Here is a 13176-nt window from a genome sequence, read left to right as displayed (position 1 = left end):
GGCGCGCCGGGGATCCGGCGCGCCCGGCGCGGCCCTATTTCAGGTAGCCCAGCGATTCCCACTCGTCATAGGACGCGCGGAAGGCGGAAATGCTCTCCCAGGCGCGCTTGAAATCGGCGTCCTCGGCGCTCTTTTCCTCGACCACCTCGGCCCAGGCCCCGCGGAAGGCGTCCAGCATCTCGTCGGACCAGCGGTGCACCTGGACATCGTTCTCGGCCTGCATCTTGGCCAGCGGGGCGAGCTGCACGGCCTCGCCCTCGGCGGTGGTGCGCATCATGGAGGCGGCGCAGACATCCTCGATGGCGGCCTGTTCGGACTCGCTGAAGCCCTCCCAGACATCCGTGTTGATGATAAGGCTGAGGAAGCTGGTCTGCTGGTGCCAGCCGGGGAAGTAGTAGTGGTCGGCATGCTCGTACAGGCCCAGAAGCTCATCCAGCACCGGGAAGCCGAACTCGGCCGCCTCGATGGCGCCGGTGTTCAGCGCGGTGACGGTGTCGGCCACACCCATGGACTGGGCCTCGACGCCCAGCTTGCCCATGACCGACGCGCCCAGCCCGAAGAACCGCATCTTGATGCCCTGGAAGTCCTCGACGGACTCGATGGGCTCACGGAACCAGCCGGAGGCCTCCGGCACCAGCACGCCGCAGTGAATGGTGGTCACGCCGTGGGGCGCGGTGATCTCGGCCCACAGCTCCTTGCCGCCGCCGTTGTACCACCAGGCGGAGTACTCGCGGATGTCGGGCCCGAAGGGGAAGGTGGTGAACAGCGGCGCGGAGGGAATGACCCCCTCGGCGAAACCGATGGAGTACCACGACGCCTCGACCGCGCCGGTGGAGACGGCGTCCCAGACCTCGCCGGTGGAGACCAGTTCGCCGGGGTTCTGCACCTCGAAGTCCACGCTGCCGTTGGTGATGAGCCGGATGCGGTCGGCCACGTCCCAGCCCGGCTTGCCCAGCAGGGGCAGGCTCTTGGGGAAGATCGACTGCAGTTGCATCTGGGCGGCGCCGGCGGAGGCCAGCGGGACCGCCACCAGCGCGGCGGCCGTGGCAAGCAGGGTGAGACGACGGGTCATGGACGGGGCTCCCTCGTGGTGTTTTTTGAATTCGGGGCGGGCACAGGGGGTCGAGCCGGCGTCACATGCAGTGCGTCTCGGGCAGGCGGCCGTGGGCGTAGTCCCAGTACAGTTCACGGGCGCGGTGGGCCACCGGGCCGTAGATCAGCTCGCGCTGTTCATAGCGGCGCACGGGCATCACCTTCATGTGGTTGCCGGTGGAAAAGATCTCGTCGGCGTCCAGCAGCTCTTCCGGCTCGATCTCGCGTTCCAGCACGACCATGCCGTCCAGCCGCAGCAGCTTCAGCACCCGCTGGCGGGTCACCCCGTTCAGGAAGGTGCCGTTGGGCGCGGGGGTCGAGACCACCCCGTCCTTGGCCATGAACAGGTTAGCGGTGGCGAACTCGGCCACCGCGCCCCACGGATCGGTGAGCACCGCGTTGTCGAAGCCGCGCGCGGCGGCCTCGCGCAGGGCGCGGCCGGCCAGCGGGTACAGGCACGACGCCTTGCAGTCCACCGGGGCCTGATCGGGCGCCGGACGGCGGTAGCTGGACAGGCAGGCGGTGAAGCCGCCCGGCTCCTTCATGGGGTTCTCGGCCAGGGTCAGCACGAACCGGGTGCTCGCCGGATCGGGCGAGACCCAGCCTTCCTCGCAGAAGAACAGGGGGCGGATGTACAGCGCGGTCCCGGGCGGGAAGCGGCCGATGCCCTCCCACGCCAGACGCTCGATCTCGGCGGCGCTCACGCCGGGGCGCATGCCCATGCGGATCGCCGAGTCCACGGCGCGCTGGCAGTGCAGGTCCAGGTCCGGGGCCACGCCCTCGAACGCCCGCGCGCCGTCGAACACGATGGACGACAGCCAGGTGGCATGGGTCAACGGCCCCAGGATCGGGGGATTGCCCTCCAGCCACTGCCCATCCACATAACTCCAAGCCTGGGTCATGGCCCCGGTGCTCCTTCTGTCGTCCGGTTCGCGGAAGGCGGCCGGCGGGTCGCGCAACCGATCCCGCCGTGTTCCATCCGGTGTAATATGGCACAAACCCGAACCGCAAGTGCCAACCGGGATCGGACATGGTATGCAGTAAACGCATGAGAACGAGGCATCTGTTTTCGGCGGGGCCGGCGCGCCGGTCCTGCGGACGGGCGGGCCTCGCCGCGCTTGTCGCCGGCGGGCTCGTGCTGGGTCCGCCCGGCGCGCTGCGCGCCCAGGGGGACGCCCAGGCGGACACCCAGGGAGACGAGGCGCCCGCCGCGCCATCCGCGGCGGAGAACGACGGGGACGGCGAGGGGGACCCGGCCCCCGCCCCGATCGCCGGGCCGCGCGTGGACTACACCGTAGACCTGACGGTGACGGACCCGGTCGAGGGCGTGGATCTGGCCGGGACGATGGAGGCCGCCTTCAACCTCCTCACGCTCCAGGACGAGCCGCCGGCCTCCCGGCTGGGGCTGCGCCGCCGCCTGGACTCGGACCTGGAAACCGCCCAAGCCGTGCTGCGCTCCGAGGGGTTCTATGCCGGCACGGTCACGGGCGAGATCGGCGAGGGCTCGCCCGCGCCCGTGACCATCACCGTGACCCCGGGGCCGCGCTACAGCCTCGCCGAAACGGCCGTCGCCTACCGCGACAACCCCACCGACACCGCGACCCTGCCGCGCACGCTGACGCCCCTGGGCCTGACCCAGGGCGATCCCGCCCGCGCCGACGCCGTGCTGGAGGCCGAGCGCGCCCTGGTCGAGCGCCTGCAGCGCGAGGGGCGGCCCTTCGCCGAGGCCATGGACCGCCGCGTGGCCGTCAACCACGCCCGCCGCACCATGGTGGTGCGGATCGAGGTGCAGGCGGGCCCGCCCTCCACCTTCGGCCCCGTGGTCTACGAGGGCCTGGATCGGGTGAAGCGGGACTTCCTGGACGATCAGGTGCCGTGGCGGGTCGGCGAGGCATTCGACAACCGCGAGCTGGACCGCTTCCGCAACAGCATTCTCACCACCCGCCTGTTCGACTCGGTGACCGTGCGCCCGGCCAGCGCGCCGGAGCCGGACGGCAGCCTGCCGGTGATCGTCAGCGTGACCGAGGCCCCGCCGCGCTCCATCGGCGGTGGCCTGCGCTACGCCACCGACGACGGCCCGGGCGCGCGTGTGTTCTGGGAGCACCGCAACCTGTTCGGCCGGGCGGAGCGGCTGCGCATCAACATCGACGGCGCCCTGACCGCGCAGAGGGTGGAAGCCGCGTTCACCAAACCGCGCTTCCTGCACCCCGACCAGTCGCTGTCCGTGACGGCGGAGGCGGAGCGCGCCGACCGCGACGCCTACACCGGCCTGACCGGCGAGGTGGGCGCCGCCATCGAGCGGAGGATCAACGACACCTGGCGGGCGTCGGCGGGCGCGCTGCTGGATTATGCCCAGTTGGACGACCAGTTGGGCGACCGGCGCACCAGCTATCTGGTGGGCCTGCCCGTGGGGGTCACGCGCGACGACACCGACGACCCGCTCAACCCGACCTCGGGCAGCCGCCTCTCCGCGACCTTCACGCCCTATTTCGGCGCGACCGAATTGACGCCGATCACCTTCGGCGTGGTGGATGTCTCGGGCTCGGCCTATCTGGCGCCGCTGGACAGCGACCGGCTGGTGCTGGCGGCGCGCGGCCGGCTGGCCAGTCTGTTCGGCACCGAGACCGTCAACGTCCCCGCCAACAAGCGCCTGTTCGCGGGCGGCGGCGGCTCGGTGCGGGGCTTCGGCCACCAGATGGTCGGACCGCTGGACCCCGGCGGCGATCCCATCGGCGGACGCTCCGCCCTGGAGGCGGGCTTTGAAGCGCGCATCAAGATCACGGACAGCATCGGCGTGGTGCCGTTCCTGGACGCGGGCCTTGTGACCGACAGCACGATGCCCGATTTCAGCGAGGACATTCTGTACGCCGCCGGCCTGGGGGCGCGCTATTACACCGATTTCGGGCCGCTGCGTCTGGACATCGCGGTGCCCCTGAACCCACGTGACGCCGACAACTTCGTGCAGGTGTACATCAGCGTGGGACAGGCATTCTGACATGGCCGACCCAGCCGACCGCATGACCGGGGCGCCGCATCGGGCGTCCCCGACGGACACGCCGCCGCCGCACCGCCGCCGGCGCCGCTGGTGGCGCGCGCTGGCGTGGGTGGGGGTGGGGCTGCTCGTCCTGCTGGCGGGGCTGGCGGGCGCGGGCTGGTGGGTGATGCGCACCGACGACGGCCGGGCGTGGCTGACGGCCACCGTGCTGGATCTGGTCAACGATTCCGAGGGCCTGACGGTGCGCCTGGGCGCGCTGGAGGGCGACCTGCCGTTCTCGCTGCGCCTGCGCGACCTGTCGGTGACGGACCCGGAGGGCGAATGGCTGAGCGCCGAGCGGCTCTCGCTGGCCTGGGACCCTTGGGGCCTGCTGGGCGGGCGGCTGCACGTCACCGAGGTGGGCGCCCGCGCCCTGTCGGTGGAGCGTCCGCCCGCGCTGCCGCCGTCCGATCCGCCCGACGCGCCCGACACGGACGGCGGCGGCTTTGATCCGCGCCTGCTCGGCCTGCTGCGGGTGGACCGGATCGCGCTGGAGGGCGTGTATCTGGGCGCGCCCCTGGTGGGCCAGCCCGTGTTGATGGACGTGACCGGCCGCGTGGCCGGCGAGGGCGATCCATCCGATCCGGATGCGGTGACCGCCACCCTGTCGGCCCGCCGCATCGACGGCCGCCCTCTGGAGGTGAGCGCCGACATCCGCCTGGACGGCCCGGACCTGGAGCGGCTGGCGCTCGATCTCCAGGCCTCGGAAGGGCAGGGCGGCATGGTCACCACCCTGGCCGGGCTGCCGGGCGCGGCCGGCTGGTCGGTGGACCTGTCGGGCGAAGGGCCGCTGGACGACTGGGGCGGCAGCCTGAACGCCGAGGCCGAGGGACTGGCCGTGCTGTCCGGATCCCTGCTGCTGGACCTGGGGGATCCGGCCGCGCCCGCGATCGTGCTCGACCTGAATGCCCAACCGCGCGAAGCGGCACCGCCCGCCTGGCGGGCCGTGCTCACCGAGCGGTTCGCGCTCGGCCTTTCGGCGGCCCTGGACGGCGACGGCCGCGTGAGCCTGGACGGCCTGCGGCTGGCCAGCGATGCCCTGGAGGTGACCGGCTCGGCCGCGCTCGACCCCGGCGCCGACAGCGGCGAGGGCACGGTCTCGGCCCGCCTGGAGGGCACCCTCTCCCGGCCCGACCTGCTGGCCCCGCTGGCTGCGCTGCCGCTGGCGCGCGGCGCCCTGACCGTGACCGCCGAGGGCGCCCTGATGGCCCCCACGGTCACCGCGTCGGTGCGGGCGGAGGACCTGAACGCCGGCGTGGGCGCGCGGCGGGTCACGCTGGACCTGACCGCCACCCCGGACGGCCCGCTGGATGGCGAGACGGCGACGGTCGGCTTCGACCTGACCGGGCGGGTCGAGGACCTGAGCGGTCCCGACGCCGTCACGGGGCTGTTCCCGCGTCCGCTGGACCTGACCGCGCGGGGCCGGGCGTCCTTGGCCGACCAGCGCGTGACCCTGGAGAGCCTGCGCCTGTCCGACGACGGCGGCGTGACGCTGGAGGCGGCGGCCGTGGCGACCCTGGCCCCCGCGCTGGATGTCTCGGCCGACGCCACCCTGACCCTGGAGGCGCTGGCCCGGCTGTCCCCCGTGCTGGGCGGGCTGGAACCGCAGGGCTCGGGTGTGCTCGCCCTGTCCGGGGTGACGGTGGATGCCGACACGGTGGTCTCGGGCGACGTGCGCCTGACGCTGGCCGACGCCGCGCTGGGGATCCAGCAGGCGGACGCGGCGCTGGGTCCCACGCCCGAACTGACCGGCCGCGTCACCTTTGATCCCGCCGAGGGCCTCTCGGTCGCCGACCTGCGCCTGGACGGGGGCGCGCTCGACCTGAACGGCCGGCTGGCCATTCCGGCGGACTTCGCCACCCTGGACGCCGACCTGACCGCCCGCCTGACCGATGCGGGCGCGGTGGCGGGCGATGCCGTGGGCGGCGCGCTGACGCTGGACGCCCGCCTGTCCGGCCCGCTCGGGGATCCGGACATCGACGCCACGGCGCGGATGCCCGCCGCCACCCTGGCCGGCATGGCCTGGGACGATCTGACGCTGACCGCCGATCTGTCCGGACTGGCGCGCGGCCCGTCGGGTCCCGTCACCCTGTCCGGCACCGGCCCGGGCGGCGCGCTGGACCTGTCCGCCGGGCTCGCGCTGCCGGGCTATGGCCGGGCGGAGGTCTCGGACCTGTCCCTGACCGTGCCCGGCGCGACCCTGACCGGGCAGGCCACCACCGATTTCGCCACCACGCTGAGCGACGGCGCGCTGGCGCTCTCCGTCGCCCGGCCGGGTGATCTGGCGGGGTGGGGCGCCCCGCCGCTGTCCGGCTCCTTGACGGCGGACGTGGCGCTGAACGCCCGCGAGGACGGCACCCAGGCCGTGACCCTGACCGCGACCGCGCCGCAACTGGCGCTGGCCGACGCGGGGGTTTCCATGGGCGCGCTCGACCTGCGGGCGGCGCTGACCGACGCGCTCGGCACCCCGGCGCTGGACGCCACCGTGGCGGCCCGGGGCGGCGAGGCCGGCGGCGTGTCGTGGGAGCGCCTGGACGTGACCGCGCGGGGGCCGCTGGCCGACCTGTCGGTGACCGCCGACCTGACAGGGGAGGGGCCGACCGGGCCGCTCACCCTGGCCACCGCCGCGCGGGTGCAGCCGCCGGGTCTGGCCGAGCCGGGGCGGGTGGTGCTGGACCGGCTCGACCTGGAAACGCGCGGCCACGCCATCGTCCTGCGCCAGCCGGCGACCCTGGACCTGGACACCGGCCCGCGTGTGGACCGGCTGGTGCTGACCCTGGACGACGGCGCCCTGACGGTCTCCGGCGGGCTGACCGAGGGCGGCGCCCTGGACGTGAGCGTGACCGGCGACGGCCTGCCGCTGGCCCTGGCCGATCTGGCCGCGCCCGACATGACGCTGGGGGGGCGGCTCGACCTGTCGGCCTCGCTCACGGGCCGGCTGCCCACACCGGAGGGCTCGCTCTCCCTGACCGCGCGCGACGTGGCGCTGGCCGGCACCGGCGAGGTGCCGCCCTTGGCCGCCGAGGTCTCCGGCCGCCTCTCCGGCGGACGCCTGACCGCCGACGCCACCGTCAGCGGCTTCGACCGGACGCCCGCCCGCGTCACGGCGGACGTGCCGCTGCGCCTGGGCGGCGCGGCCCCCATCCCGGAGGGCGAACCGCTGTCCGTCTCCGCGCGCTGGAACGGCCCCGTCGAGTCCGTGTGGGAGATGCTGCCCATGGTGGTCGAACACCGGCTGGCCGGCGATCTGGTGCTGGACGCCGATGTCTCCGGCACTCTGGCGGCCCCCGCGATCACTGCCGACGTGCGCCTGTCGAACGGACGCTACGAACACCTCACGGTCGGCACCCTGATCGACGACCTGTCGCTGAGCGCCAGCGCCCAGGGCACGGATCAGGTGGTCGTGTCGCTGTCCGGGACCGACGGCGCCGGCGGGCGGCTGTCGGGCGAAGGCGACATCCGCCTGACGCCGGACGGCCCGGTGGGCACGGTCTCCACCACCCTGAACGATGCCGTGCTGGTGCGCCGCGACGATGTCACCGCCAGCGCCGACGCCGACCTGTCCGTCTCGCTGGAGGGCGACCGGGGCGCGGTCGAGGGCCGCATCCGCACGCGCGAGGTCCGGGTGCGGCTGGAGAACCTGTCGGGCGGCGCGTCCGTTTCCACGCTGGACGTGGTCGAGATCGACACCACCGAGACCAGCGGACTGGATGTCCTGGACCGCGCCGCCGCCGAAGCCCGGGCGGCCGGCGAGACGGACGAGCAGGGCGCGTTTCCGATCAGCCTCGCCATCGACGTGGACATGCCGAACCGCATCTACGTCACCGGCCGGGGCCTGGAGTCGGAATGGCAGGGCAGCCTGCAGGTGCGCGGCACCGCCGCCGTGCCCCGGGTGACCGGCACCATCTCGGTCCGGCGGGGCTCGCTGGAGGCGGTGGGCAAACAGCTCGCCATCGAGACCGGCCAGGTCCAGTTCGTCGGGGGGGCGCGCATCGATCCCCTGCTGGACGTGGTCGCCCTGTACGAGACCGAGGAGGTGGAGGCCCGCGTCGGCCTGCGCGGCCCGGCCAGCGACCCCGAGTTCATCCTGGAATCGGTGCCGCCGCTACCCCGGGACGAGGTCCTGTCGCAGATCCTGTTCGACAAGGCGACCGGCGAGCTGACCACGCTGGAGACGGTGCAGCTCGCCCGCGCGCTGGGGACCCTGACCGGGATCACCGGCGGGGGCGGCGGCCTGGACGTGCTGGGCGCGGTGCGCGGCACGCTGGGTCTCGACGTGCTCAAGGTGGGCGGCGACGTGGCCGCCGGCGGGGCGGGCGTCGAGGCCGGACGCTACATCGGCGACGACATCTATGTGGGCGTGGAACAGGGCCTGGAGTCCGGCAGCGGCGGCGTCAGCGTCGAGGTGGACCTGGGCGCCGGGTTCAAGGTGGAGAGCAAGGCGCGCCGCTCCGGCACCGGCGAGGTGGGCGTGATCTGGAAGAGGGATTATTGATGAGACGTTTGGCGCTGCTCGGTCTGGTTCTGGCGGGCCTGATGGCCTCCGGGGCGCTCGCCGCCACCGATCCACTGCCCCCGGGGCCCAAGCCGCGCCCGCCGGGCGGGCTCGCCGCGCCGCCGCCGCCGGGCATCGCCATCTTCGGGCCGGAGGACTGGGGCTACCGGATGGAGGTGCCCTCGGACTGGCTGGTCCGGGTGCCGGAGCCCTACACCGTCGTGATGTCCGGCGCGGGCGGCACGGACGGCTACTTCGCGCCCATCGCGGTGCAGAACGTCAAGGCGCCCCGCCCCGAGGACCCCGAGGGCGCGGCCGCCGAGGTGCTGGCGGCGCACGTGAAGGCCATGCAGGCCCGTCACGACACCCTGCGCGTGGTGCAGGAAAACGCCTTCCGCCCGCCCGAGGGCGCGGCCGACGGCGGACGGACCGACCTGCCCGGCGGGCGACAGGTGGTGATGGACTGGCGCGGCCAGGACGGCATCCTGCGCCAGTGGGCCGTCGCCCGCCCCCGGCCCGACGCGGCGGTGGTCCACCTGTGGACCTACTCCGCCGAGCGCACCCTGTTCCATATCCGCCTGCCCGAGGCCCGCGCCGTGCTGGATGGCTGGACCCTGGTCACGGAGTGATCCGGAGCGGCGTACCCCAAGCCCGACCGGCCCCGCCCATGAGAATTCGGCGCTTGTGGTGACGGGACCCGGGCGGTATGTGGCGGACGGTGCCCGTGCCCGCCCGCCCACCGGAGACCCGTCCATGCCGCCGCCCGCGTCCCCCTCCCCCGCACCCGAGTCCGCGACCGGCCCCGACGCCGGGCGCGGCGCGTGCCTGTGGGCCGGCGTGCGGGCCATCCTGCCCATCCTGCCCGGGATCGTCCCCTTCGCCCTGGTCGCCGCCTACGGCGCCAAGGAAGCCGGCCTGTCCCTCGCCGGCGCGCTGGGCCTGTCCACCATCGTCTTCGCGGGCGCCGCCCAGATCGCCTTCGTCTCGCTGCTGGCCACGGGCGCGGTGGCCCCGGTGATCCTGGCCACGGTGCTGGTCATCAACCTGCGCATGGTGATGTACAGCGCCTCGCTCGCCCCGCACCTGCGCGATGCCCCGTGGTGGGCGCGCGGCCTGATGAGCTACATCGTCACCGATCAGGCCTACGCCGTCTCCATCACGCGCTTTTCCGATGCACCCCGGATGCGGCACAAGGCATGGTTCTACATGGGCACGGCGGCCCCGCTGTGGATCATCTGGCAGGTGTTCACCGTCGCCGGCATGCTGGCGGGCGCCGAGGTGCCGCCGGAATGGGGCCTGGAGTTCACGGTTCCGCTGGTGTTCCTGGTGCTGCTGGTCCCCGCCATGCGCGACCGGCCCAGCATCGAGGCCGCCGTGGTCGGCGGCGGCGTGGCGGTGATGCTGGCCGGGCTGCCCTTCAACCTGGGCCTGATGATCGGCGGCCTGTCGGGCATCGTCTGGGGCGTGCTGGCCGAGGACCGCCAGACCCGCCGCCAGCGTCGGGCGCGCGCCCGGCCCGGAGATCGCGCCGCGGAACAGGAGGCCGACCGATGAGCCTCGCCACATGGATTCAGCCGCCGTTCGGCCCCGTTCAGTTCTGGACGCTGGTCGTCCTGTCCGGCCTGGGCACCTGGATGCTGCGGGCCTCGTTCATCCAGCTTGCCGGGGCGTTCCAGGTGCCGCGCTGGCTGTCGCGGGCGCTGCGCTATGTGCCGCCGGCGGTGCTGGCGGCGCTGGTGGTGCCCGCGCTGGTGCAGGCGGACGCCCTGTTCACGCCCGCCTGGGACTGGACCCGGCCCGCCGCCGGCGCGGTCGCGGTCGCGGTGGCGGCCCTGACCCGGCGCGTGATCCTGACCCTGGTCGTGGGCATGGCGGCGTTGTGGACCTTCTCGGCCCTGGGGTGGTAGAGAGAGCCTCTATCTAAGCATACGCCACCGTAGGCCCGCATGACCGCTCCCGCCGTGCCGCATCAGGACCGCGCCGTCATCGTGGACGGGGTGCGGCTGCCCGTCCGATTGCTCACGCCGCCGGGGCCCGCGCCGGATGCGCCGCGTCTGGTGTTCCTGCACGAGGGGCTTGGGAGCATCGGCCTGTGGCGGGACTATCCGGCGGCCCTGTGCGCGGCCACGGGCCTGCCCGGCGTGGTGTACGAGCGCCAGGGCCACGGCGGCGCCGATCCCCTGACCGCCTGGCCGCGCCCGGTGGGCTATCTGGAGCATGAGGCCGAGCACGTGCTGCCCCGCGTTCTGGACGCGCTGGGCGTTGCGCGCTTCGTGCTGGTGGGGCACTCGGACGGCGGCTCCATCGCGCTGCTGCACGCGGCGCTGCGCCCGGCCGGGCTGCTGGGCACGATCACCGAAGCCGCGCATGTGCTGGTCGAGCCGATCACGCTGGCCGGCATCCGGGCGGCCCGGCAGGCCTTCGTCCAGGGCGACCTGCGGGCGAAGCTGGCGCGCTGGCACGGCCGCAATACGGACGGCGTGTTCTGGGGCTGGAACGCGACCTGGCTGACCCCGCCGTTCCCGGACTGGACCATGACCGACCGCCTGCCCGCCATCCGCGCCCCGGTGCTGGCGATCCAGGGGGAGGGCGACGAGTACGGCTCGCCCGATCAGGTGGCGCGCATCTGCGCCGGGGCCGGCGGCCCGGCCCGGCCGCTGATGGTGCCCGACTGCGGCCACGTCCCGCACCATCAGGCGCGCGACGCCGTGCTGGCGGCCATGACCGAGGCGATCCGGGACTGGACCGGCGCGCCGGCCCGGTAATACCGCCCGGCCTATGAAGTGACTTCATAGGCCGGGCGGCCGGTGCGACTGCACCGGCGCCGCGAAGCGGCGTATGGCATTTGTCCTGACGAGTCAGGACAAATGCCGGCCAGTATACTCCCCATTTTGGGGCTACACCCGGCGGGGCCGGTCACGCTATGGTATGCGCCTGCCCCGGGCGCCCGTAGCTCAACTGGATAGAGCATCCGCCTTCTAAGCGGACGGCTGCAGGTTCAAGTCCTGCCGGGCGCGCCATTTCTCCTGATGTCGCAATGGTTTGCGCTGAGTCAGCGGCTGTCGGACGCCCTCCGACGGGGCGCGCCATGCCTGCCCACACCCGCCCTCAGAACTGAAACCGCGAGGTCAGGGCGAAGCTCGTGCTGGTGGATTCGGTGCGGGCCACCTCGGTGCGGCCCGAGGCCTCGACGCTGAACGCCGGCGAGATCTGAGCCCGCAGCCCGCCGCCCACCAGAGCCCCGAACCGCTCGCCGCCGATGCTGGTGATGTAATCGTACTCCAACCGCGTGGTCAGGAAGGGCTGCAGGCGGCTCTCTGCGCCGTACTCGAACACATAGCCCAGCTCACCCTCCAGGTGGAGCTGCCCGAGGAAGGCGTCCGAGGTCTCCACCGCGATGCCGGACGCGGTGTCGTAGCCCTCGAACGCCTCGTGGCTGTAGGTGATGCCGCCATTGCCGAACACCGTGACGCGTTCGCCCACCATGGTGTTGTACGACAGGCTGGTGGCGGCAATGACCCTGTGGGACAGATAGTCGTACTCGCCCGTCCCGAGCACCGAGCCGGCGGGCTCGCGGGTGGTGTTGGCGCCCACCCCGTAGGACGCGAGGCCGTCCACCGACAGGGTGTCGGTGAGCAGCGCGGCCCCGTACACGGTCGCGAACGTGTAGTGCACCGTGCGGTCGCGGTTGGTGTTGAAGTCCACGTCCACATGCTCATAGCCCAGGCTGGCGCCGGCCAGGATATCGTCGGGCACGCGGACATCCGCGCCGACCATGACGCTGTACTGCCCGGCCCAGAACTTGTCGGGCCGACGGAAACCGCCCGAGACGGTGCCGGCCCCATCCGCCCACAGGCCCAGGCGACCCAGAGCCCAGCTTTCGGTGCCCTCGCCGCCGGACAGGCCGGTCAGGGGGCCTGACGCGAGATCCTCGCGCCGCACGAAGGGCACGGCGGGCTGGCCGGTCAGCAGCATGGAGGAGGTCCGCCGGTTGACGAGGGCGATCAGGCGGCGATTGGTGATGCGGGTGTTGGCGGTGGCCGACGCTTCCGTTCCGGACTCGGCGGCGCGGGCCTCCGCCTCAGAGGACGGCGTCGGGCTGGGGGCGGGCGATGGCGTGGGCGACGGCGAGGGGGAGGGTGAGGGCGACGGTTCGGGAGACGGCTCTGGCCCCGGCTCGGGACCGGGCTCGGGCTCGGGATCCCCTGTGAACTGGGCGTGGGCGGGCCCGGAGGGCAGCGCCGCGCCGGCCAGAAGGACCGCCAGCACGATTCCCAGGGACCATGACAGTTTCCGCAACCCCATGGCCCGATCCTTCCCATGTTGGCGGGGGCGCCCGCGCGCGTCCCGTCCCTCACGGGCTCATGTTGCGGGAATTTGCATCAATTGCAACAGTTTCTCGCCAAGTCCCAGGGCAACGGGTTCAGGTTCACGCGATCGCTCTCGCAGGTCTTTGCAGCGGATCGGAGACCCACGCTCGAGATCCTTCAGCCGCTTCGCGGCTTCAGGATTGTCTGTTTGATTTGTGGCATTGTGGAGATGCCGGGTTGCGGGG

General features: G+C 73.1%; 10 protein-coding genes and 1 tRNA gene. 7 read left to right on the top strand and 4 right to left on the bottom strand.

Annotation, left to right across the window (positions count from 1 at the left end; genetic code table 11):
• Nucleotides 1-34: 34 nt before the first annotated feature.
• The gene (locus tag GHC57_RS06155) at nucleotides 35-1072 is read right to left on the bottom strand and encodes a TRAP transporter substrate-binding protein (RefSeq protein ID WP_211369130.1); all 1038 of its coding nucleotides are present in this window, start codon (nucleotides 1070-1072) and stop codon (nucleotides 35-37) included.
• A gap of 61 nt (nucleotides 1073-1133) precedes the next feature.
• The gene (locus GHC57_RS06150; RefSeq protein WP_153342265.1) at nucleotides 1134-1994 is read right to left on the bottom strand and encodes a branched-chain amino acid aminotransferase; all 861 of its coding nucleotides are present in this window, start codon (nucleotides 1992-1994) and stop codon (nucleotides 1134-1136) included.
• Between the two features lie 146 nt (nucleotides 1995-2140).
• On the opposite strand from GHC57_RS06150, the gene GHC57_RS06145 reads away from it, so the two are divergent.
• The 7 genes from GHC57_RS06145 to GHC57_RS06115 all read left to right on the top strand — a co-directional run bounded on the left by GHC57_RS06145 (nucleotide 2141) and on the right by GHC57_RS06115 (nucleotide 11641).
• Nucleotides 2141-4087, top strand: coding sequence for an autotransporter assembly complex protein TamA (locus GHC57_RS06145; RefSeq protein WP_153342263.1), 1947 nt, complete (start codon nucleotides 2141-2143; stop codon nucleotides 4085-4087).
• Nucleotide 4088: 1 nt separating this feature from the next.
• Nucleotides 4089-8621: a translocation/assembly module TamB domain-containing protein gene (locus tag GHC57_RS06140; protein WP_153342261.1), complete on the top strand. Its 4533-nt coding sequence runs from the start codon at nucleotides 4089-4091 to the stop codon at nucleotides 8619-8621.
• Nucleotides 8621-9250: a hypothetical protein gene (locus GHC57_RS06135; RefSeq protein WP_153342259.1), complete on the top strand. Its 630-nt coding sequence runs from the start codon at nucleotides 8621-8623 to the stop codon at nucleotides 9248-9250. The genes GHC57_RS06140 and GHC57_RS06135 overlap by 1 nt, the downstream gene beginning before the upstream one ends.
• Before the next feature lie 124 nt (nucleotides 9251-9374).
• Complete coding sequence (locus GHC57_RS06130) at nucleotides 9375-10175, top strand: AzlC family ABC transporter permease (protein ID WP_153342257.1); 801 nt, start codon at nucleotides 9375-9377, stop codon at nucleotides 10173-10175.
• Nucleotides 10172-10528, top strand: coding sequence for an AzlD domain-containing protein (locus GHC57_RS06125; RefSeq protein ID WP_153342255.1), 357 nt, complete (start codon nucleotides 10172-10174; stop codon nucleotides 10526-10528). The genes GHC57_RS06130 and GHC57_RS06125 overlap by 4 nt, the downstream gene beginning before the upstream one ends.
• A 39-nt stretch (nucleotides 10529-10567) precedes the next feature.
• Entirely contained in the window at nucleotides 10568-11386 is an 819-nt protein-coding gene (locus GHC57_RS06120) for an alpha/beta fold hydrolase (protein ID WP_153342253.1), read from the top strand.
• 178 nt (nucleotides 11387-11564) lie between these two features.
• Nucleotides 11565-11641 (top strand) — tRNA-Arg (locus GHC57_RS06115).
• Nucleotides 11642-11729: 88 nt separating this feature from the next.
• Here the strand turns inward: GHC57_RS06115 and GHC57_RS06110 are convergent.
• The gene (locus GHC57_RS06110; RefSeq protein ID WP_153342251.1) at nucleotides 11730-12926 is read right to left on the bottom strand and encodes an autotransporter outer membrane beta-barrel domain-containing protein; all 1197 of its coding nucleotides are present in this window, start codon (nucleotides 12924-12926) and stop codon (nucleotides 11730-11732) included.
• 57 nt (nucleotides 12927-12983) lie between these two features.
• Nucleotides 12984-13176: hypothetical protein (locus GHC57_RS19495; protein ID WP_211369129.1), on the bottom strand; the 193-nt coding region annotated here is incomplete at its 5' end.

It is taken from the genome of Roseospira navarrensis, assembly GCF_009601025.1.
Lineage (GTDB): Bacteria > Pseudomonadota > Alphaproteobacteria > Rhodospirillales > Rhodospirillaceae > Rhodospira > Rhodospira navarrensis.
This window is presented reverse-complemented; position numbering and strand designations above follow the sequence as displayed.